Annotated in this window: 15 protein-coding genes and 1 rRNA gene; 12 read left to right on the top strand and 4 right to left on the bottom strand. The window is 57.2% G+C overall.

Annotated elements, in window-relative coordinates; genetic code table 11:
• From rrf to birA, 3 genes are all read left to right on the top strand, one after another.
• Positions 1 to 105 (top strand): 5S ribosomal RNA (gene rrf / locus USG84_RS18300); the annotation flags it as partial.
• Positions 106 to 229: 124 nt separating this feature from the next.
• Positions 230 to 1,258: a UDP-N-acetylmuramate dehydrogenase gene (murB, locus tag USG84_RS18295; protein ID WP_151413431.1), complete on the top strand. Its 1,029-nt coding sequence runs from the start codon at positions 230 to 232 to the stop codon at positions 1,256 to 1,258.
• Complete coding sequence (birA, locus tag USG84_RS18290) at positions 1,255 to 2,217, top strand: bifunctional biotin--[acetyl-CoA-carboxylase] ligase/biotin operon repressor BirA (RefSeq protein ID WP_151413432.1); 963 nt, start codon at positions 1,255 to 1,257, stop codon at positions 2,215 to 2,217. Before murB ends, birA begins: the two co-directional genes overlap by 4 nt.
• A gap of 126 nt (positions 2,218 to 2,343) precedes the next feature.
• Here birA and bcsG read toward each other — a convergent pair whose 3' ends face one another.
• The 3 genes from bcsG to bcsE are packed head-to-tail and all read right to left on the bottom strand — an operon-like array spanning position 2,344 to position 5,769.
• Complete coding sequence (gene bcsG / locus USG84_RS18285) at positions 2,344 to 4,023, bottom strand: cellulose biosynthesis protein BcsG (protein ID WP_151413433.1); 1,680 nt, start codon at positions 4,021 to 4,023, stop codon at positions 2,344 to 2,346.
• A complete protein-coding gene (gene bcsF / locus USG84_RS18280) occupies positions 4,016 to 4,210 on the bottom strand; it encodes a cellulose biosynthesis protein BcsF (protein ID WP_072201618.1) in 195 nt (64 codons plus the stop codon). Before bcsF ends, bcsG begins: the two co-directional genes overlap by 8 nt.
• Entirely contained in the window at positions 4,207 to 5,769 is a 1,563-nt protein-coding gene (gene bcsE, locus USG84_RS18275; protein WP_048957438.1) for a cellulose biosynthesis c-di-GMP-binding protein BcsE, read from the bottom strand. The genes bcsF and bcsE overlap by 4 nt, the downstream gene beginning before the upstream one ends.
• A 174-nt stretch (positions 5,770 to 5,943) precedes the next feature.
• On the opposite strand from bcsE, the gene bcsR reads away from it, so the two are divergent.
• The 9 genes from bcsR (at position 5,944) to USG84_RS18230 (ending at position 21,808) form a co-directional block, all read left to right on the top strand.
• A complete protein-coding gene (gene bcsR, locus USG84_RS18270; protein WP_061096789.1) occupies positions 5,944 to 6,132 on the top strand; it encodes a cellulose biosynthesis protein BcsR in 189 nt (62 codons plus the stop codon).
• Positions 6,133 to 6,143: 11 nt separating this feature from the next.
• Entirely contained in the window at positions 6,144 to 6,896 is a 753-nt protein-coding gene (gene bcsQ, locus USG84_RS18265; RefSeq protein WP_061096790.1) for a cellulose biosynthesis protein BcsQ, read from the top strand.
• Positions 6,893 to 9,508, top strand: a complete 2,616-nt coding sequence (bcsA, locus tag USG84_RS18260; RefSeq protein ID WP_253543417.1) for a UDP-forming cellulose synthase catalytic subunit — start codon at positions 6,893 to 6,895, stop codon at positions 9,506 to 9,508. The genes bcsQ and bcsA overlap by 4 nt, the downstream gene beginning before the upstream one ends.
• 10 nt (positions 9,509 to 9,518) lie before the next feature.
• Positions 9,519 to 11,939, top strand: coding sequence for a cellulose biosynthesis cyclic di-GMP-binding regulatory protein BcsB (gene bcsB / locus USG84_RS18255; protein ID WP_253543416.1), 2,421 nt, complete (start codon positions 9,519 to 9,521; stop codon positions 11,937 to 11,939).
• 6 nt (positions 11,940 to 11,945) lie between these two features.
• Positions 11,946 to 13,052, top strand: a complete 1,107-nt coding sequence (bcsZ, locus tag USG84_RS18250; RefSeq protein WP_061096793.1) for a cellulose synthase complex periplasmic endoglucanase BcsZ — start codon at positions 11,946 to 11,948, stop codon at positions 13,050 to 13,052.
• Entirely contained in the window at positions 13,034 to 16,516 is a 3,483-nt protein-coding gene (gene bcsC / locus USG84_RS18245) for a cellulose synthase complex outer membrane protein BcsC (RefSeq protein ID WP_320738410.1), read from the top strand. Before bcsZ ends, bcsC begins: the two co-directional genes overlap by 19 nt.
• 119 nt (positions 16,517 to 16,635) lie before the next feature.
• Positions 16,636 to 18,642: a biofilm formation regulator HmsP gene (hmsP, locus tag USG84_RS18240; RefSeq protein WP_061096795.1), complete on the top strand. Its 2,007-nt coding sequence runs from the start codon at positions 16,636 to 16,638 to the stop codon at positions 18,640 to 18,642.
• A gap of 159 nt (positions 18,643 to 18,801) precedes the next feature.
• A complete protein-coding gene (locus tag USG84_RS18235) occupies positions 18,802 to 20,088 on the top strand; it encodes a dicarboxylate/amino acid:cation symporter (RefSeq protein ID WP_028014754.1) in 1,287 nt (428 codons plus the stop codon).
• Between the two features lie 226 nt (positions 20,089 to 20,314).
• The gene (locus tag USG84_RS18230; protein WP_151413435.1) at positions 20,315 to 21,808 is read left to right on the top strand and encodes a M16 family metallopeptidase; all 1,494 of its coding nucleotides are present in this window, start codon (positions 20,315 to 20,317) and stop codon (positions 21,806 to 21,808) included.
• A gap of 63 nt (positions 21,809 to 21,871) precedes the next feature.
• Here the strand turns inward: USG84_RS18230 and USG84_RS18225 are convergent, their stop codons facing one another.
• A complete protein-coding gene (locus USG84_RS18225; protein ID WP_061096797.1) occupies positions 21,872 to 22,801 on the bottom strand; it encodes a sugar kinase in 930 nt (309 codons plus the stop codon).
• Positions 22,802 to 22,840 lie beyond the last annotated feature (39 nt).

Below are 22,840 nucleotides of genomic sequence, written 5' to 3'. Positions count from 1 at the left end.
TAGCGCGGTGGTCCCACCTGACCCCATGCCGAACTCAGAAGTGAAACGCCGTAGCGCCGATGGTAGTGTGGGGTCTCCCCATGTGAGAGTAGGGAACTGCCAGGCATCAAACAAGTGAAGAGGCCATCCGTAAGGATGGCCTTTTTGCGTTTCTGCCCTGCACAAACTAATCCCCCAACGCCCTGCTTATACGGTAAACTACCTGCGTTTTTGCATCAGGATAGCGTCTATGAACCACTCCCTTAAGCCCTGGAATACCTTTGGCATTCAACGTAATGCTAACCAAATTGTACGTGCCGATACTGCACAGCAGCTGCTGGATGCATGGCAAAGCGCAACAGAAAATAACGAACCCGTACTGATTCTGGGCGAAGGAAGCAATGTCCTGTTTCTCGACGATTTCTCGGGCACGGTGATCGTTAACCGCATCATGGGCATTGATGTGGAAGAGCGCGCCGATAGCTGGCTTCTGCACGTGGGTGCCGGAGAAAACTGGCATCACCTGGTGCAATTTACCCTCGAAAAAGGGATGCCGGGTCTGGAAAACCTTGCACTGATCCCAGGCTGCGCCGGATCGTCACCCATTCAAAACATCGGTGCCTACGGCATCGAGCTGAAGCATGTCTGTGAATATGTCGACTGCATCGAACTGGCGACCGGAACGGCTACGCGCTTAACGGCAGAGCAGTGTCGTTTTGGCTATCGTGACAGTATCTTCAAGCATGAATATCAGGATCGCTACGTGATTGTCGCCGTAGGCCTGCGTCTGCCAAAGAACTGGCAGCCGGTGCTGACCTATGGTGATTTAACGCGGCTCGATCCGGCTACCGTCACTCCCCGCGACGTATTTGACTCAGTTTGTCATATGCGAATGACCAAACTTCCCGATCCGAAAGTAAACGGAAATGCAGGAAGCTTCTTCAAAAACCCGGTTATTAGCAGCGAAAATGCAAAAGCCTTCCTTGAGGGATGGCCCACTGCGCCACATTATCCTCAGGCAGATGGCAGCGTGAAGCTGGCCGCAGGCTGGCTGATCGATCAATGCCAGTTAAAAGGCACGTCCATAGGTGGCGCTGCCGTTCACCAGCAGCAGGCTCTGGTACTGATTAATCAATGCGATGCAACCAGCGATGATGTTGTACGGCTGGCGCATTATATTCGTCAGCGTGTGGGCGAAAAGTTTAACGTCTGGCTGGAGCCAGAAGTCCGCTTCATTGGTCGCTCAGGTGAAGTGAATGCCGTGGAGACCATTGCGTGAAGGACAATACCATTCCGTTAACCCTGATTAGCATCCTTGCTGACGGGGAGTTTCACTCTGGCGAGCAGCTGGGCGAGCAGCTTGGCATGAGCCGTGCCGGCATTAACAAGCATATTCAGACTCTCCGCGACTGGGGCGTCGATGTGTTCACGGTGCCGGGAAAAGGCTACAGCCTGCCGGAGCCCATTCAATTGCTGAATGAAGACATCATCCGCAGCCAGCTTGGACACGACAATGTTGCGGTGCTGCCGGTGATTGATTCGACGAACCAGTATCTTATGGATCGGCTGAGTGAACTTTCATCCGGAGATGCCTGCGTTGCTGAATACCAGCAGGCCGGTCGTGGCCGTCGCGGCCGCAAATGGTTCTCGCCATTTGGCGCCAATCTCTATCTGTCCATGTACTGGCGTCTGGAGCAGGGGCCTGCCGCAGCCATTGGCCTCAGTCTGGTCATTGGTATCGTCATGGCGGAAGTGCTGCACGATCTAGGTGCCGATCGAGTACGCGTTAAGTGGCCAAACGATCTGTACCTTAACGATCGCAAACTTGCCGGTATCCTGGTCGAACTGACGGGTAAAACCGGTGATGCGGCGCAAATTGTCATTGGCGCGGGGCTCAATATGGTAATGCGTACTGTCCAGAACGACGTGGTGAATCAGGCCTGGACCAATCTCCAGGAGGCGGGGATCGTTATCGATCGTAACACCCTTGCCGTGCGCATGATTAAAGAGCTGCGCAGCTCACTCACGCTTTTTGAACAGGAAGGCCTGGCACCGTTCCTGTCTCGCTGGGAAAAGCTGGATAACTTCATCAACCGTCCGGTGAAGCTGCTGATTGGTGATAAAGAAATCTACGGGGTTTCCCGCGGCATTGACGCACAGGGCGCGCTACTTCTGGAGCAGGATGGCGCGATCAAGCCCTGGGTGGGCGGTGAGATTTCCCTGCGAAGCGCCGAATAACCGGATGGAGTGAACGATGCGAAAATCCGTCTGCGCTACCTGCTGGTGCGGATTTCAGCGCAATAATAACGCACTGACTATCTCCTCTCCCCTGTGGGGAGAGGGTTAGGGTGAGGGGTAAATCAGTTACTGCGGATACGGTACCCAGTCCCCGCCGTTCAGGCGAACGTACGGTTTGTTCTGATACTGAATCACCACCGCGTTAGCGTTCTCGGAGACTTCTGCCGTTTGCGGCAGGTTGCTGGTGAGCTGATCCCAGTTCACGCTATCTTCCACAAACAGCTTCCCGTCAACGGCGCGGGCAACCAGTTCTGAAATAGCCAGATAGCTGCTTGGCTGGGTAATCTCAATCGGGGCGCCCTGGTGCGGAGCCTTCATTCCAAAGAATTTAATGCCGGCAGGCACGTTGGTAATGGATGGGCTTGGGATATCGCGCAGGCCGGATACCTGCATTCTGTCGCCTTTCAGCGCGCCACCGTGCTCAGGTACCACGACCACCATCACTTTACGGCCAGATTTTTCCAGCTCCGTGAAGAACGCGTCCAGCTCGTCGAAGAATTTCTGCGCCCGCACTTTGTAATCCGCCGTTTTGCTCACGCCCGGGAAGTGGTTACCGTCGTGAAGCGGCAGGGTGTTATAGAACGTTGCACTGCGCGGATTACTGTCTTTTTCGATGGTCTGCAGCCAGCGCTGCAGCACGGCGGTATCGTCATAAACCGGCGAGCCATCGAAGCCCAGCAGCGTAACGGGAAGACCGGTTTGATCCATCAGCGGCGCCTGCATGCCGCCCTGTTCACGTACCTCTTTCAGGAAGTTACCAAACTGGCCGTTATGCCCCAGCATCAGGTGCTGCGTAAAGCCCAGCTTCGCGAGGTTATCGAACAGATAACACTGGTTGCCGGCGGGCTGATAGAGGTTTTTATGCGATGTCTGACCGCAGCTTGCTCGCAGCAGGCGGATTGCCGCCGGGCCGCTGTACGAGGTGGCAGAGTTAAAATCTTTAAACTGGATGTCAAAGTGGGACCACAGCGGGTGAGACATCAAACCGGCGGCATCCACGTCGGCCCAGGAGAGGGAACAGATGTTAATCACCAGCAGCTCAAATGGCTGCGCATCGGCTGGCAGCGCGTCCGGGAATTTCGTCTGTCGCTTATCTTCAGCGGTATAGAAGCTGGAGAGCCAGGCATTAAGATTGGTGGAGGTCGGCGGTGCGGTCTGCGTTGGAATATCGCCCACCACCGGCGTATCGCCTGCCGTCGTAACGGTAGCCGCTGCGCTTCCTCCCGTTGTGGTCACCGTTGTCGTCGGCTGGCCGGCAGGCCACAGAGAAAAGCCTGGTCCCGCCAGCGTCAGCACGTTCAGCCAGATCATAATGGCGACGACAAACACCGTGACGCGGATCCACTGAGACAGGAACAGCCAGGCAACCAGCAGGACAAAGACGGCGCCAATCATCTGCCAGTTAATGAAACGCTCAACCAGGTCAAGCATATAGTCTGCACTGAAGCCCGCGACCTGCGATCCCTGGCTCATTATGCTTTCCGGACCAGGCAGCCAGGTATCGTGCCAGAACAGCGCAAAGCCGATGGGGATGGCCACCCAGTGGCGTAACCGATGCAGCCTGATGTTCGGCAAAGGCATCAGCAGGAAGGCCATAAACACCAGGTTAAGCAGGGGATGGAAATTCAGATAGCCTGCCCAGAGCAGACCAAACTTCACCAGAAAGTAGAAATTCCAGCCGGAAAGGCCGCGCCAGTATTGCCAGAGCGGCGAGGGTGACGAAGCGGTATAGGAAGAATTAGTCATGTTTACGGTCTGCCTTGACGTGTGATGCCCGTGTCAGTGTTCCGGCTGGTTTAACATAGCGAGGTTTTACAAACATCACTCTGGCCGTATCACGGATACGGCGTATGGAATGGCGCGCATAGTAGCCAAGCGGGAAAAAGATCAGCGCACAGAATACGACAAGTTGAATGATATCGCTGATATTCATGATGGTGCGTTCTCCCCATTCTCAGTTAATAAGCGAAGGGGTTCCGGAACCCGACGCCAGACGTGTCCGTCATGTCTGGCGTTGAGGATCGGTTTTACATCGCTCGTGATTGCGAGCGGTTTAACCCATTGTTCAGGCTGGAGAGCGCGCATCTGCACCAGCTCTGCGCTAATAGCATTATCTTCGAACCAAATCATACGGTTCGAGAAAATATCCCCGGTAGGCAGGGGGAAGATGTGGTTAAGCGCGGTATCAAGATCGTTGACCCGGCAAAACGACAAAAACAGCACCAGGCGATTGTCGCCAATGGTCATGATGTCCCCTGTACGGTTCGGGCGGCATAAGGTCAGCGCCTGCTCAACGCGAATGCCCGGGACCGGCCGCAGGGCAACCATAACCCCTTTCCCGTCTGCCGGAAGTAACGTGTTGCTCATCATGTTGCCGACGGCATCGCAGAACGTATCCCATTTCTGGTAGCCACGCAGCTTCATAGGCTGGGTCATGGAGAGCAGCGTGGAGATATCTTCCGGTACATGGCGGCTGAACTGCTGGCCCTGAACGCTTTCAATAAGCGTCAGGCAGCGTGACAGTGGCGCATTCCAGGGGATAACCATATTTGCCCCGCAGCCCAGAAGCAGACGCTCATCGGTGGCGCGCAGGCTGGTATTATTTTCGCGCACCACAATTTTTAACGCGCTGCCGCGCTGGCGGCGCAGGGTGTGAATTTGTCTCGCCAGCGTCTCAATCTGGTTATTTTGCATCAACGAGAAAACAAGGGTGGCTGCCTGAGTGGTACGGGCTTCATGAAAAAGCGCTTCGTTAGACTCAAACAGCGACCAGTTTTCCGAAAGCGCGGGCGCGCCCTCTAAAACCGCAATATGGCTCAGGATGCGTTTTTCGTCGCTGCGCGGCTGCACCACGGTTTCTTCCTGCTGTGCCAGGTGCCATTTCCCCTCAATATGTTTAAGGGTCAGCTGTTGCCTGGCGCTTACGCCCTTTTCATTGCACCAGAAGGCAATATCGTAGAGATAGCTGCCTGCCTGGTCACGAAGGCTTGCCAGTCCGAACAGGGAGCGATATTCGCCCATTAAAAGTGAGAACAGCTTGTCATTATTACTGCCGGGGTTGACAACCAATAGCGTGCAATTTTGAAACTTGGCCCATTTATTGATTTTTTCCAGCCACGACAGCAGTTTTTCGGCAGGAATATTTTGCAGTATGTTATTTGCGCATTTAAGAATCACTAAGTAGTGATCCGGATCAATAGAGCACTGAACGTCGCGGGACAAAAAGTATAGACTATCCGCTTCCGCTGACATGGAAAACAAACGTACTTTCTGGGGGCCGCTGTCACTTTCCAGCGTAATAATTTTCTTTGGCTCTTCGCCCATGCTAATGACGGCCACGCGGGAATCCTTGTCCTGAGCGGCAATTGTCTGGTTTACCAGGCTGATAGCGTCTTCATTACGATCCGTATTAATCCACCAGACTCCACCGACTGGCATGTGGCTCAATTCGTCCCATAATGACTGGATGCCAATAGAAAATATGGAGTCCACGATGTCCCTCTTTTCGTCTAATTTGCCTGTATCTCAGTTTACTAGCGAAAGCATAGAAATAAACCTAACATTGAAATTAAAGAACATCAGATTTAGCATGTAAATGAAATTTGTCGGGGCAGGACGCCCCGCAACTTCCGAGCGTGCGTTTTTCCTCAAAGGGATGGAATAAGAATGGATAATAACGAACCTGGAACCCCAGTCGACTCGACTCTGGGTTACACATTCCAAAACGATTTTCTGGCGCTTGCGCAGGCCTTTTCACTACCTGAAATAGATTACACCGATATTTCCCAGCGGGAACAGTTGGCCGCGGCTATTAAACGCTGGCCGTTATTAGCTGAATTCGCCCATCAACATTAAGGGAGCCATTGATGGCCATACTCGGATTACAGGGCGTCCGTGGCGGTGTGGGTACCACATCTGTTACCGCGGCGCTGGCGTGGTCATTACAGCTTTTAGGTGAATCGGTGCTGGTGATTGACGCCTGCGCCGATAATTTGCTGCGTATGTCGTTCAACGTCGATTTCACTCGCGAAGAGGGCTGGGCCCGCGCGCTGCTTGATGACAAAGACTGGCGGGATGCGGGCCTGCGCTATACCTCCCAGCTGGATTTATTGCCTTTTGGCCAACTGACCACCACAGAACGCGAGAACGAGGCCGCCTATCAGCGTCTGTTCTCGCAGTTCACGCTTGCGCTGCAGAGCCTGAAAGAAAAGGGTCACTACCAGTGGATCCTGCTGGATCTGCCGCACGGCGCCGGGACGCTGACCCGGCAGCTCATCGCCCAGTGCGACCATGTGCTTTCCATCGTGAACGTCGATGCGAACTGCCATATTCGCCTGCATCAGCAGGGGCTGCCTCAGAACGCGCATCTCCTGATTAACGATTTACGTATCGGTAGCCAGATTCAGGACGATCTCTATCAGGTGTGGCTGCAAAGCCAGCGCCGCCTGCTCCCCATTGTGATTCATCGGGATGAGGGAATGGCGGAATGCCTTGCCTCCAAGCAGCCGCTCGGCGAATACCGCAGCGACTCGCTGGCAGCAGAAGAGATCCTGACGCTGGCTAACTGGTGTCTGCTGAACTTCGCCAGCAAGGCGGAGCCGGCAGGGAGTTCGGTATGAGTCGACTCGCCAGCTGGCTTCTTATCCCGCCGGTCAGTTCGCGTTTGAGCGACCATTACCGGCACTTTCGCCGGCATGGTGCTCCGGCATTCAGCGCCGCGCTCGGCTGTTTCTGGCTGATTCTGGCCTGGACGTTCATTCCGCTTGAACACCCGCGCTGGCAGCGAATCCGTGCGCGCCGCGGCGAATTATACCCACACATTAACCCCGACCGGCCACGTCCATTGGATCCGGCACGCTATCTTATTCAGGCCGTCTGGCTGGCGATCTCGTCATCCCGAACGGAGAAAATAACGCCGCACTGGCGCAGCTATTCCCGCGTACAGCAGTTACGCGAACGCTATCACCAGTGGCTGGATAAACTGCCCAATAGCGTCAGCGATAAGACCAGCCATCTGGATAACCATAAAGAGCTCGGGCACCTCCACCCGGGCTTACGGCGTTTTATTCTCGGCGTGATTGTCGTGTTCTCGCTCATTCTGGCGCTGGTCTGTATTACGCAACCTTTCAACCCCCTGGCGCAGTTCACTTTCCTGATCCTGCTGTGGGGCGTGGCGTTGCTGGTTCGCCGTATTCCGGGCCGCTTCTCGGCGCTGATGCTGATTGTGCTGTCGCTGACGGTTTCTTGCCGCTACATCTGGTGGCGTTACACCTCAACGCTGAACTGGGACGATCCGGTCAGCCTGGTGTGCGGTCTGGTGCTGCTGTTTGCTGAGACCTACGCGTGGATAGTGCTGGTGCTGGGCTATTTCCAGGTGATCTGGCCGCTCAACCGCCAGCCGGTTCCGCTGCCTAAAGACACTACGCAGTGGCCGACCGTCGATCTCTTCGTCCCGACCTACAACGAAGATCTGAGCGTGGTGAAAAACACCATTTATGCCGCGCTGGGCATCGACTGGCCGAAAGATAAGCTCAAAGTCTGGATCCTGGATGACGGCAACCGTCCGGCGTTTCGCCAGTTTGCGGAAGAGGTCGGCGTTGAGTACATCGCCCGTCCGACTCACGAGCACGCGAAGGCCGGGAATATCAACAACGCCCTGAAGTATGCCACCGGGGAGTTCGTCTCGATCTTCGACTGTGACCACGTCCCGACGCGCTCGTTCCTGCAGATGACCATGGGCTGGTTCCTGAAAGAGAAAGAGCTGGCGATGATGCAGACGCCGCACCACTTCTTCTCGCCGGACCCGTTTGAACGTAACCTTGGCCGCTTCCGTAAAACCCCGAACGAAGGCACGCTGTTCTATGGACTGGTGCAGGACGGGAACGACATGTGGGATGCCACCTTCTTCTGCGGCTCCTGTGCGGTTATCCGCCGTAAGCCGCTGGATGAAATTGGCGGTATTGCCGTTGAGACGGTGACCGAAGATGCGCACACCTCTCTGCGCCTGCACCGTCGGGGCTATACCTCTGCCTACATGCGTATTCCTCAGGCCGCCGGTCTGGCGACGGAATCACTCTCGGCGCACATTGGCCAGCGTATTCGCTGGGCGCGCGGCATGGTGCAGATTTTCCGCCTCGATAACCCGCTGATAGGCAAAGGGCTCAAGCTGGCGCAGCGTCTCTGCTACGTCAACGCCATGTTCCACTTCTTGTCCGGCATCCCGCGGCTGATCTTCCTGACCGCGCCGCTGGCGTTCCTGCTCCTTCACGCCTATATCATCTACGCCCCCGCGCTGATGATTGCGCTGTTCGTTCTGCCGCACATGATCCACGCGAGCCTGACGAACTCGAAGATTCAGGGCAAATACCGCCATTCGTTCTGGAGTGAAATCTACGAAACGGTGCTGGCGTGGTACATCGCGCCGCCGACGATGGTCGCGCTGATTAACCCGCATAAAGGGAAGTTCAACGTCACCGCGAAGGGCGGTCTGGTGGAAGAGGAGTACGTCGACTGGGTGATCTCCCGCCCGTATATCTTCCTCGTGCTGCTGAATATTGTCGGCGTGATTGCCGGTATCTGGCGCTACTTCTACGGCCCGGAAAACGAAATTCTGACCGTCTTCGTGAGTATGGCCTGGGTGTTCTACAACCTGATTATCCTCGGCGGCGCGGTGGCGGTGTCGGTAGAGAGTAAACAGGTTCGTCGCGCGCATCGCGTTGAAATCTGCATGCCTGCGGCGATCGCCCGTGAAGATGGTCACCTCTTCTCCTGTACGGTGCATGACTTCTCTGACGGTGGTCTGGGGATCAAAATCAACGGCCAGGCGAAAGTGCTGGAAGGGCAGAAGGTTAACCTGCTGCTTAAGCGCGGCCAGCAGGAGTACGTCTTCCCGACGCAGGTTGTGCGTGTGGCAGGCAGTGAGGTGGGTCTGCAGCTGATGCCGCTGACCAAAAAGCAACATATTGATTTTGTGCAGTGTACGTTTGCCCGTGCGGATACATGGGCTCTCTGGCAGGACAGCTTCCCGGAAGATAAACCTCTGGAAAGCCTGCTGGATATTCTGAAGCTGGGGTTCCGTGGCTATCGTCACCTTGCAGAATTTGCCCCGTCGTCGGTGAAATTAATTTTCCGGTCACTTACTTCGCTGGTTTCCTGGGTCGTGTCGTTTATTCCTCGTCGTCCTGAACGGGATGAGGCGAAGCAGGCGGACCCGGTTATGGCTCAACAATGATGATAACGCGATGAAAACAAAACTTTCCTGGTTATGTGCAGTGGCAATGGGCGTGAGTGCACTCCCCGCAACAATGGCTAACGCAGCACCCGGTAACGCAGCGGCTACGCCTGCGCCGACGGTACCCGTGGTCGCGCAGGCAACCGATCCGGTTGTCACGGCGGCACCCGGTCAAACAGAAAACGTCATTCCGAACCAGCCAACGGAGGGGAACACCCTGCCGGCCGGGAACCCGGTCATCGGGCAGGTCATGCCGGGCGTGCCCGGGGCTAACGCGCCCGTTGTCGCGGATAATGTGCCGCCGCGGGACGTGAAGCTGACCTTCGCGCAAATCGCGCCGCCGCCGGGCAGCATGGTGCTGCGCGGCGTCAACCCTAACGGCAGCATTGAGTTTGGTATGCGCAGCGATGAGGTTGTTTCGAATGCGGTACTGAACCTTGAATACACCCCGTCACCCTCCCTGCTGCCGACGCAGTCTCAGCTGAAGGTCTATCTCAACGATGAGCTGATGGACGTTCTGCCGGTGACCAAAGAGCAGCTGGGTAAGAAAACGCAGGCGCAGGTGCCGATTAACCCGCTGTTCATTACCGATTTTAACCGTATCCGTCTGGAGTTTGTTGGCCACTACCGCGATGTCTGTGAAAACCCGGCCAGCAACACGCTGTGGCTGGACGTCGGGCGTAACTCCTCGCTGCAGATGACCTACCAGCCGCTGGCGCTGAAAAACGATCTGTCGGCGTTCCCGGTTCCGTTCTTCGACCCGCGCGATAACCGTCCGCTCACGCTGCCGATGGTGTTTGCATCGTCCCCTGACGTGACCGAGCAGCTGGCGGCGACCATTGTGGCCTCCTGGTTTGGTTCCCGCTCCGGCTGGCGCGGTCAGAACTTCCCGGTGATGTATGACAAAATGCCGGACAGAAACGCGATTGTCTTTGCAACCAACGCGAAGCGTCCGGGCTTCCTGCGCGACCACCCGGAAGTCAAAGCGCCAACCATTGAGATGGTAAGCCACCCGGATAACCCGTACGTGAAGCTGCTGGTGGTCTTTGGTCGTGATGATAAAGATCTGGTCCAGGCCGCGAAGGCGATTGCTCAGGGCAACGTCCTTTTCCGCGGCAATAGCGTGGTGGTGGACGACGTTAAGCCGCTGCTGGCGCGTAAACCTTATGACGCGCCAAACTGGGTGCGTACCGACCGCGCCGTGACGTTTGGTGAACTGAAAACCTATGAAGAGCAGCTGCAGGCCTCCGGCCTTGAGCCATCGCCGATTAGCCTGTCGCTGAACCTGCCGCCGGATCTGTACCTGCTGCGCACCAACGGCATTGATATCAATCTTAACTACCGCTATACCGCGCCGGCGACGAAAGACAGCTCGCGCATGGATATCAGCCTGAACAACCAGTTCCTGCAATCGTTCAGCCTGCAAAGTACCCAGGACACTAACCGTCTGATGCTCCGCCTGCCGGTGCTGCAGGGGCTGCTGGACGGCAAAACGGACGTCTCTATTCCGGCGCTGAAGCTTGGCGCAATCAACCAGCTGCGTTTTGATTTCCAGTACATGAACCCGATGCCCGGCGGTTCGGTGGAGAACTGCATCACCTTCCAGCCGGTACAGAACCACGTTGTGATCGGCGATGAATCGACCATCGACTTCTCGAAGTACTATCACTTCCTGGCGATGCCGGATCTGCGCGCCTTTGCTAACGCGGGCTTCCCGTTCAGCCGCATGGCCGATCTCTCTGAATCCATTGTGGTGATGCCGAAAGCGCCAAACGAAGGCCAGGTGACGACCCTGCTCGACACCATGGCAACCGTCGGCGCGCAAACCGGATTGCCGGCAATTAACGTCACGTTGACGGACGATGGCAGCCAGATCCAGAACAAAGATGCTGATATCATGGTGATCGGTACCATCCCGGATAAGCTGAAGGATGAAAAGCGTATCGATCTGCTGGTAAAAGCCACCGAGTCCTGGGTTAACACGCCGCTGCGTCAGACCGAGTTCCCGAGCATTATGCCGGACGTGAACGACCGCAAGGCCAGCGCGCAGACGGCCGTAACCTCTCAGGGGGCGATGGCTGCGGTGGTGGGCTTCCAGTCTCCTTACAACGACCAGCGTAGCGTGATAGCCCTGCTGGCGGACAGCCCGCGTGGCTATGAGCTGCTGAATACCGCGATGAACGACAGCGGTAAACGTGCCGCGATGTTTGGTTCTGTGTCGGTGATCCGCGAGTCCGGCGTCAACAGCCTGCGCGTGGGTGATGTGTACTACGTCGGCCATCTGCCGTGGTTCGAACGCCTGTGGTATGCGCTGTCTAACCATCCGGTTCTGCTCGCCATCCTGGCTGCGGTCAGCGTGGTCTTGCTGGCATGGGTGCTGTGGCGTCTGCTGCGCATCATCAGCCGTCGTCGCCTTAACCCGGATGAGTAAGACGTGATGAAAGCCTTTCGCTGGTGTTTAGTCGCAGCGTTGATGCTGGCAGCGATCCCGCTTCGCGCCGCCTGCACCTGGCCTGCCTGGGAGCAGTTTAAAAAGGATTACATCAGCGAGGGCGGGCGCGTCATCGATCCGAGCGACACGCGCAAAATTACGACGTCGGAAGGGCAAAGCTATGCGCTGTTCTTTGCCCTGGCCGCTAACGATCGCAAGGCGTTTGACCTGCTGCTGACGTGGACGCGCGATAACCTTGCCAGCGGCAATCTCAACGATCGTCTGCCCGCCTGGCTCTGGGGGCAGAAAGACAAAGAAAACTGGGGGGTGATTGATACCAATTCCGCCTCAGATGCCGATGTCTGGATTGCCTGGTCGCTGCTCGAAGCGGGCCGGCTATGGAAAGACCCGGGCTATACCCAAACGGGCAAGGCACTGCTAAAACGCATTGCCAGCGAGGAAGTGGTAAAAGTGCCGGGGCTCGGCTCAATGCTGCTTCCCGGTAAAGTCGGCTTTGCCGATGAAAACGCCTGGCGCTTTAACCCCAGCTACCTTCCTCCACAGCTAGCGAGCTACTTCACCCGCTACGGTGCCCCGTGGACCACGCTGCGCGAAACCAATCTGCGGCTGCTGCTGGAAAGCGCGCCGAAGGGATTCTCGCCAAACTGGGTGCAGTATCAGGAAAACAAAGGCTGGCAGCTACAGCAGGATAAAACGCTGGAGGGGGGCTATGACGCCATCCGTGTCTATCTTTGGGTGGGCATGATGAGCGATAAAGATCCTCAAAAGGCCCGGCTGCTGACGCGCTTCCAGCCGATGGCGGCAAAGACAATCAAACAGGGCGTGCCGCCGGAGAAAGTGGATGTGGCGACGGGTAAACACACCGGCAATGGCCCGGTCGGGTTCTCTGCCGCGATGCTGCCGTTTTTACAGCAGCGCGATGCCCAGGCGGTTCAGCGCCAGCGCGTGGCAGACCATTTTCCCGATAACAATGCCTACTACAGCTATGTATTGACTCTTTTTGGTCAGGGATGGGATCAGCATCGTTTTCGCTTCACCGCTAAGGGTGAATTAATACCGGATTGGGGCCAGGAATGCGCAAGTTCACAGTAAATCTACTCACTCTATCGCTTGGGCTGGCACTGATGCCGCTGGCGCAGGCCGTTAACTCTCCGCAGCAGAAACAGCTGCTGGAGCAGGTTCGGCTGGGCGAATCGACCCATCGTGAGGATTTGGTTCGTCAGTCGCTCTACCGTCTTGAGCTGATCGACCCGAACAACCCTGACGTTATTGCCGCCCGCTTTCGCTACCTGCTGCGCCAGGGCGATAACGCCGGCGCGCAAAAAGAGCTGGATCGCCTGAAGGGGATGGCCCCGGACTCCAGCGCGTACCAGTCCTCACGCAACACGATGCTACTTTCCACCCCGGATGGCCGCCAGCAGCTTCAGCAGGCGCGCTTACTCGCCACAACAGGGCACACGCAGGAGGCGATTGCCGCCTATGACAAGCTCTTTGACGGCAACCCGCCGGGTGGCGACGTGGCGACGGAATACTGGAATGTGGTGGCGAAAGATCCTGCCCGTCGTAATGCGGCCATTAACCAGCTGAAAAAAATAAACAGCAGCAGCCCCGGGAATACGCAGCTGCAGACCACGCTGGCCCAGCTTCTGTTCCAGAACGGACGCCGTGATGAAGGCTTTGCGGTGCTTCAGGAGATGGCTAAATCTACCGGCGGCCGCAGCCAGGCGTCTGACATGTGGTATGAGCAGATCAAAGACCAGCCTGCCAGCAGCGCCAGCGTAACCGCGCTGCAAAAATACCTGACCGTCTTCAGCGACGGCGATAGCGTCGCGGCGGCGCGCGCCCAGCTTGAGGCGCAGCAAAAACAGCTCGCTGACCCGGCGTTTCGCGCGAAAGCGGAAGGGCTGGCGGCGGTGGATGCCGGGCAGGGGAGTAAGGCGGTGGCGGAGCTGCAAAAAGCCGTCAGTGCCAACCATGCCGACAGTGAAGCAGTGGGAGCCCTGGGACAGGCCTATTCCCAGAAAGGTGACCGCGCCCGCGCGGTGGCACAGTTAGAAAAGGCGATTGCCCTCGATCCGCAGAGCGATAACCGCGGGAAATGGGACAGCTTGCTGAAGGTTAACCGCTACTGGCTGCTGATCCAGCAGGGTGATGGGGCGCTGAAGGCGAATAATCCGGCGCAGGCGGAGCGTTACTATCAGCAGGCGCGCAACGTCGACAATACCGACAGCTACGCGGTGCTGGGGCTGGGAGATGCCGCCGCGGCGCGTAAAGATAACGACGCGGCGGAGCGTTATTATCGTCAGGCGCTGCGGATGGACAGCGGCAACAGCAATGCGGTTCGTGGCCTTGCCAATGTTTACCGCGCGCAGTCCCCGGAGAAAGCCTCGCAGTTTATCCAGTCGCTCTCCGCCAGCCAGCGCCGGAGTATTGATGATATTGAGCGTAGCCTGACTAACGAGCAGCTTTCCGCCCAGGCAGAACAGCTGGAGAGTCAGGGGAAATACGCCCAGGCGGCAGAAATTCAGCGTCGCCGTCTGGCGCTCTCGCCCGGCGACGTCTGGATAACCTATCGTCTCTCGCGCGATCTCTACAGCGCAGGCCAGCGCAGCCAGGCGGATACCCTGATGCGCCAGCTTGCCAGCCAAAAACCGTCTGACCCGGATCAGGTCTATGCCAACGGGCTCTATCTTTCCGGAAACGACCAGGATCGGGCCGCGCTGGCGCATCTGGATACCCTGCCGCGCAGCCAGTGGAACGGTAATATTCAGGAACTTGCCGACCGTCTGCAAAGTAACCAGGTGCTGGAGACCGCCAACCGCCTGCGCGACAGCGGCAAAGAGCAGGAGGCGGAAAATCTTCTGCGCCAGCAGCCAGCCTCCACCCGCATCGACCTCACCCTGGCGGACTGGGCGCAGCAGCGTGGCGATCTGAACGCGGCGAAAACGACGTACAGCGCCGTCCTGCAGCGTGAGCCGCAGAACGAGGATGCGATCCTCGGTCTGACCGAGATTTACAGCGCGGAAGGTAACATAGAGGCCGCCCGTGCAGAGCTCGCGAAACTTCCCGCCGGGCAAAGCGGCCAGCCGCTGTCGCTCAATATGCAGCGCCGGATCGCGATGGCGCAGGCAGGCCTGGGCGATTCCGCTGCCGCAGAACAGACTTTCAGCAAAATTATTCCGCAGGCCAAATCGCAGCCCGCCTCCATGGAAAGCGCGCTGGTGCTGCGTGATGCTGCCCGCTTCCAGACGCAAAACGGCCAGCCGCAGCAGGCGCTGGAGACGTATAAAGATGCGATGGTGTCGTCAGGCATCACCACGACGCGTCCGGTGGACAATGACAGTTTCACCCGTCTGACACGTAACGATGAAAAAGATGACTGGCTGAAGCGCGGCGTGCGCAGTGACGCCGGTGATTTGTACCGTCAGCAGGATGTTAACGTCACGCTCGAGCACGACTACTGGGGCTCCAGCGGCACGGGCGGCTATTCCGACCTGAAAGCGCATACCACCATGCTCCAGGTGGATGCTCCGCTCTCTGACGGGCGCATGTTCTTCAGAAGCGATCTGGTCAACATGGATGCCGGCACCTTTGATAACAATAACGGCACTTACGACCCTAAATGGGGGACCTGCTACGATACGCCGTGTAGCGGCAACACCAGCCAGAGCGACAGCGGCGCCAGCGTCGCCGTCGGCTGGCAGAATAAAACCTGGGCGATGGATATTGGTACCACGCCAATGGGCTTCGACGTCGTCGACGTGGTGGGCGGTATCAGCTACAGCAGCGATTTAGGCCCCATTGGCTACACCGTCAACGCCCATCGTCGGCCGATCTCCAGCTCTCTGCTGGCGTTCGCCGGGCAAAAAGATACCAATACCGGCACAACCTGGGGCGGCGTGCGCGCGACGGGCGGCGGGGTAAGCATCAGCTATGATAAAGGCGAGGCGAACGGCGTCTGGTCAAGCCTGAACGCGGAAACGCTGACCGGTAAAAATGTGGAAGATAACTGGCGCGTCCGCTGGATGACGGGTTACTACTACAAGCTCATTAATAAAAACAACGAGCGTCTGTCGGTCGGCGTCTCCAATATGCTCTGGCACTACGATAAAGATCTGAGCGGCTATTCCCTCGGCCAGGGCGGCTATTACAGCCCGCAGGAGTATGTCTCCTTCGCGCTGCCGGTGACCTGGCGTAAGCGCACGGAAAACTGGTCCTGGGAGCTGGGTGGCTCGGTGTCCTGGTCCCACTCCAAAACCAAAGACGAGCTGCGCTACCCGATCCAGAGCCTGATCCCGACCGATGAGCCAGGCCGCTATACTGACCGTGGCGCGATGGAAACCGGCAGCTCCTCCTCCGGGACGGGTTATACCGCGCGGGCGATTATCGAACGCCGGGTCACCTCCAACTGGTTTGTGGGCATGGGCGTGGACATTCAGGAAGCGAAAGACTATACCCCAAGCCATGCGCTGATTTATGTGCGTTACTCTGCTGCAGGCTGGCAGGGCGATATGGACTTACCGCCGCAGCCGCTTATTCCTTACGCGGACTGGTAATCGGATTTTCCTTAATCCATTTGTAAGTCTCTCTTAATAGCGCGGCAATCGGGTATACTCAGGCGCGCCAGGTTTACACCCTGGCGCGCCCTGCGCTTCGAGTTTTGTGGAGAGTCATTTTGCGTGTCAGCCGTTCCTTAACGATCAAACAAATGGCGATGGTCTCAGCCGTCACTATGCTGTTTGTACTGCTCTTCTGCGTAATTTTGCTGTTTCATTCCGTACAGCAGAATCGCTATAACACGGCTTCGCAGTTAGAAAGTATCGCCCGCTCGGTGCGCGGCCCGCTCTCCGCCTCGATCCTGAAAGGGGATATTCCCGAAGCGGAAACCATCTTAAAACGCATTCAGCCTGCCGGCGTCGTTAGCCGCGCCGATGTCGTCTTGCCCAACCAGTTCCAGGCGCTGCGGATGAGCTTTATCCCGGAGCGTCCCGTCCCGATGATGGTGATGCGCCTGTTTGAGCTGCCGGTGCAAATTTCTCTGCCTGTCTATTCGCTTGAACGCCCTGCTAATCCGCAGCCGCTGGCCTACCTGGTCCTGCAGGCGGACTCGTACCGGATGTATAAATTCGTCATGAGTTGGGTGGTTACGTTAGTGACCACTTGCTTACTTATGACCCTTATCATCAGCGTAGCGCTGACGTGGTGTATAAACCGCCTCATTGTCCACCCGCTGCGCCGTATCGCCCGCGAGTTGAACGGGCTTACGCCGCAGGATCAGCTGGGGCACCAGCTTGAGCTGCCGCGCCTGCATCAAGACGATGAGATCGGTATGCTGGTGCGCAGCTACAACCTCAACCAGCAGCGCATCCAGCGTCATCAGGATGAGTTAAACAACAGCGCCACGCGCTTCCCGGTGTCGGAATTACCTAATAAAGCGTTTCTGATGGCAATGCTGGAGCAGACCGTTGCGCGGCAGCAAACCACGGCGCTGATGGTGATTGCCTGTGAAACCCTGCAGGACACGGCGGGCGTGCTCAAGGAGAGCCAGCGTGAAATGCTCTTGCTGACGCTGGTGGAAAAGGTGAAGTCCGTCCTTGCCCCGCGCATGGTGCTGACGCAGGTAAGCGGTTACGACCTGGTGGTGATTGCCAACGGCGTGAAAGAGCCGTGGCACGCTATCACATTAGGTCAGCAAGTACTCACTGTCATAAATGAGCGGCTGCCCGTTCAGGGTATCCAGCTTCGTCCAAGCGCCAGTATCGGTATCGCCATGTTCTACGGTGATTTAACGGCGGAGCAGCTGTACCGCCGCGCGTTCTCCGCGGCGTTTACCGCCAGGCGCAAAGGGAAAAATCAGATCCAGTTCTTCGACCCGGAGCAGATGGAAAAGGCGCAGCAGCGCCTGACGGAAGAGAGCGATATCCTGACCGCGCTGGACAACCGTCAGTTCGCCCTCTGGCTACAGCCGCAGGTGAATTTACAGACGGGGGAAGTAAAAAGCGCCGAGGCGCTGCTCCGCGTGCAGCAGCCGGATGGCTCATGGGAGCTGCCGGAGGGGCTGATTGAGCGCATCGAATCCTGCGGTCTGATGGTTACCGTAGGCTATTGGGTGCTGGAGGAGTCCTGCCGCCAGCTTGCCGCCTGGCAGGAGCGCGGCGTAACGCTGCCGCTGTCGGTCAATCTGTCAGCGCTGCAGCTTATGCATCCGACGATGGTCTCCGAGATGCTGGAGCTGATCCACCGCTACCGGATCAAGCCTGATACGCTGACGCTGGAAGTGACGGAGAGCCGACGCATTGACGATCCTAACGACGCGGTGGCCATCCTGAAGCCGCTGCGCAATGCCGGCATTCGCATCGCGCTGGACGATTTTGGCATGGGATACGCCGGGCTGCGTCAGCTTCAGCACATGAAAACCCTGCCGGTGGACGTGCTCAAGATCGATAAATCGTTTGTCGACGGGCTGCCGGAGGACAGCAGCATGGTGCAGGCCATCGTTCAGATGGCGCGCAGCCTCAACCTGCATCTTATTGCCGAGGGGATTGAAACCGAAGCGCAACGCGCCTGGCTGGCAGAGGCGGGCGTCGAGAGCGGCCAGGGCTATCTTTTTGCCCCCGCGGTGCCGCCGGATGTCTTCGAGCAGCGATACCTTTCTGGCGCTGACCATAACGCAAAAGTGTAATTTTGTTGCTGGCTTGTGCGAGCCAGTTCAAAGTTCTTAACATTTGTGTTTCAAATTTGAACTGAGTTTATTTCTGTCCTGTTATACGGGTGTTATTTTAGAGCCGCAGGTTAACCATAACCTTACAAAGCCTGTGGTTTTTCTTCCCAAGGACACCCTATGAAAACCTCACTCTTCAAAAGTCTTTATTTCCAGGTCCTGACAGCCATCGCCATCGGTATTCTGCTGGGTCACTATTACCCGGAGCTGGGCGCGCAAATGAAACCGCTTGGCGACGCGTTCGTTAAGCTCATTAAAATGGTCATCGCCCCGGTGATCTTCTGTACGGTGGTAACGGGCATCGCTGGCATGGAAAGCATGAAGGCGGTGGGCCGTACCGGTGCAGTGGCGCTTCTCTACTTTGAAGTGGTCAGTACCCTTGCGCTGATAATTGGTCTGGTCATCGTCAATGTGGTGCAGCCTGGCGCGGGTATGAACGTTGACCCCTCTACGCTGGATGCCAAAGCGGTCGCGGTCTATGCCGAACAGGCCAAGGATCAGGGCGTGGTGGCCTTCCTGCTGGACGTCATCCCCGGCAGCGTCATCGGCGCCTTCGCCAGCGGAAACATTCTGCAGGTGCTGCTGTTTGCCGTGATGTTTGGCTTCGCCCTGCACCGTCTGGGCAGCAAAGGCCAGCTTATCTTCAACGTGATTGAAAGCTTCTCGCAGGTCATCTTTGGCATCATCAATATGATCATGCGCCTGGCCCCGATCGGCGCCTTCGGTGCGATGGCCTTCACCATCGGCAAGTATGGCGTTGGCACGCTGGTGCAGCTGGGCCAGCTGATCATCTGCTTCTACATCACCTGTATTCTTTTCGTGGTGGTGGTGCTGGGCTCCATCGCCCGTGCGACAGGCTTCAGCATTTTCAAATTCATTCGCTACATTCGCGAAGAGCTGCTGATTGTTCTGGGGACCTCCTCTTCAGAATCGGCGCTGCCGCGTATGCTCGATAAGATGGAAAAGCTCGGGTGCCGTAAATCGGTTGTCGGCCTGGTGATCCCGACGGGGTACTCCTTCAACCTTGACGGTACCTCGATATACCTGACGATGGCGGCCGTGTTTATCGCCCAGGCGACCAACAGCCATATGGATATTTTCCATCAAATCACCCTGCTGGTGGTGCTCCTGCTCTCCTCTAAAGGGGCGGCGGGCGTGACGGGCAGCGGCTTTATCGTGCTGGCGGCCACCATTTCTGCGGTGGGGCATCTGCCGGTGGCGGGTCTGGCGCTGATTCTTGGTATTGACCGCTTTATGTCTGAGGCGCGTGCCCTCACCAACCTGGTGGGTAACGGCGTGGCAACGGTGGTGGTCGCGAAATGGGTGAAAGAGCTGGATCACAAGAAGCTTAACGATACGCTGAATAATCGCGCGTCTGATAGCAAAAATCCTGGTTTAACCTCCTAATCTTGTCACAATTGCCCGCATTCCCTTGTCGGGATGCGGGCTCCTGCGCATAATAACTGTTCATACCTGTCATAATTCGACAAGATTTTTTTTGGGTATATTTCACTTCGGACCGTGACGTTTTGCCGAACGCGCGGTCTAATCGACGTGTTTTCATCGTCATCTTTTAGAGTGAAGCGCGTCGCGAGACACTCTTTTTAACCAGGAATGTTGATCAGGGGTTCACATGCAGGGCACAAAAATTCGACTCTTAACCGGCGGTTTGCTGATGATGGCAGCAGCCAGTTATGTGCAGGCAGATGCGCTCCAGCCAGACCCGGCCTGGCAACAAGGCACGTTAGCGAACGGTTTTCAGTGGCAGGTGTTATCTACTCCACAGCGTCCCAGCGATCGTATTGAAATCCGTCTGTCCGTTAATACCGGCTCCCTTACGGAAAGCACTCAGCAAACCGGTTTTAGCCATTTTATTCCCCGTCTGGCGCTCACGCAGAGCGGCAGCTTGCAGGCAGTACAGGTGCGTTCGCTGTGGCAACAGGCCATCGATCCGAAACGCCCCCTTCCTCCGGCTGTGGTCTCCTATGACTACACCATGTTTAACCTGAGCCTGCCAAATAACCGTAACGACCTGCTTAAAGAAGCCCTTACCTATCTCTCCGATGCCTCTGGCAACCTGGCGATTACGCCGGACACCGTGAACTACGCGTTGAGCAACGGCGACATGGTGGCGACCTGGCCTGCGGATACCAAAGAGGGCTGGTGGCGCTACCGTCTGAAAGGCTCAACGTTGCTGGGGCACGATCCGGCGGAGCCGCTGAAGCAGCCGGTGGACGTCGAACAGGTAAAATCGTTCTACCAGAAATGGTACACCCCGGACGCGATGACGCTGATCGTCGTCGGCAACGTGGATAGCCGCGCGGTGGTTGAGCAGATCAACAAAGCGTTTGGCGATCTGAAGGGCAAACGCGAAACGCCAGCCCCCGTTCCGACGCTCTCTCCGCTGCGAGCCGAGCCCGTCAGCATTATGACGGACACCGTGCGCCAGGACCGGCTCTCCGTGATGTGGGATAACGCCTGGCAGCCTATTCGCGAGTCCGCGGCGCTGCTGCGCTACTGGCGTGCCGATCTGGCGCGCGAAGCACTGTTCTGGCACGTACAGCAGACGCTCAGCAAAAACAACGTGAAGAACATTGGCCTTGGCTTTGACTGCCGCGTGCTGTTCCAGCGTGCGCAATGCGCCATTAACGTTGAATCGCCGGGCGATAAGCTGAATGCCAATCTGGGCGTGGTGGCGAAAGAGCTGGCAAAAGTGCGTAAAGAGGGGCTCTCTGAAGAGGAGTTCAACGCGCTGGTAGCCCTGAAAAAACTGGAGCTGCAGAAGCTGTTTGCCACCTACGCTCGCGCCGATACTGACATTCTGATCAGCCAGCGTATTCGCTCCCTGCAGAATCAGGTTGTCGACATTGCGCCTGAACAGTACCAGAAGCTGCGTCAGGACTTCCTGAACGGTCTGACCGTGAATATGTTGAATCAGGATTTACGTCAGCAGCTGTCGCAGGATATGGCGTTGATCCTTCTGCAGCCGAAAGGCGAGCCGGAATATGACATGAAGGAACTTCAGAAGACCTGGGATTCCATTATGGCCACCGCGTCGCAGCCGGCGCAGGCGGCCTCGGCGGATGATCTACACCAGGACGCGTCGGATATTCCGCAGGGGCAGTAATGCTTAAACATTCCCTCTCCCCGTGGGAGAGGGTTAGGGTGAGGGCATCAGCCCGCACCTTACTTAAACAGGCATCGCCTCGCGCGGAATAATCGCCCCGCGATACTGAATCACGGTGCTGGCCGTCAGATGCCCACGCTGTGCCGCCGCTTCCGGCGTTCCCCCGGTCAGGCGTACCGCCAGGTAGCCCGCGCTGAAGGAATCCCCCGCCGCGGTGGTATCAATCACTTTCTCTTTGGCCAGCTTCACCGCAGGGACCTCAACCACCGCTTCACCCGCAATCGCGACCAGGCACGACTCCGCGCCGCGCTTAATCACCACTTCGCTCACGCCTGCTGCGTGCGTGCGGGCAATCACCTCATCGACCGGCTTCTCACCCCACAGGGCGTCTTCATCGTCGAGCGTCAGGAAGGCGATGTCCGTGCACTGCAGCATCTGCTGATAAACCTGCTGCGTCTCTTCGCGGCTGGCCCACAGGCGCGGGCGGTAGTTATTATCGAAAATCACCTTCCCGCCGTTGGCGCGACATTCGCGCAGCAGCGAGAGCAGCTTTTCGCGGCTGGTCGGACTTAAAATCGCCAGGCTAATGCCGCTCAGATAGAGATAGTCAAACGTCGCCAGCTCTTCGCAGATGGCTGCGGCAGCATCGCTCTCCAGCCAGAATTTGGCCGCCGCTTCGTTACGCCAGTAATAAAACGTGCGTTCGCCGGTGCTGTCGGTTTCGATGTAGTACAGCCCTGGCAGGCGGTTTTCCATACGCTGGATCAGCGAGGTTTCTACACGTTCACTCTGCCAGGCTTCCAGCATCTGCTGGCTGAAGCTGTCCGTACCAAGGGCGGTGACGTAGTTCACGGTGAGTGCCTCAGGCGCAACCTGACGGGCAATGTAAACCGAGGTGTTTAACGTATCGCCACCAAATCCGCGGCTGACTTCCGCGCCTTTTTGTGACAGCTCAATCATACATTCGCCAATCACGGCAATTTTTTTGGACATAGTCGTGAACCTGAACAGAAGAATTTTCAGCAGTGTGCG

Origin of the sequence: Enterobacter sp. 168J2 (genome assembly GCF_034107265.1) — a bacterium.
In the GTDB taxonomy this organism is placed as follows: domain Bacteria; phylum Pseudomonadota; class Gammaproteobacteria; order Enterobacterales; family Enterobacteriaceae; genus Enterobacter; species Enterobacter nematophilus.
The sequence above is the reverse complement of the archived record's forward strand: the minus strand, read 5'-3'. Positions and strand labels throughout refer to the sequence as shown.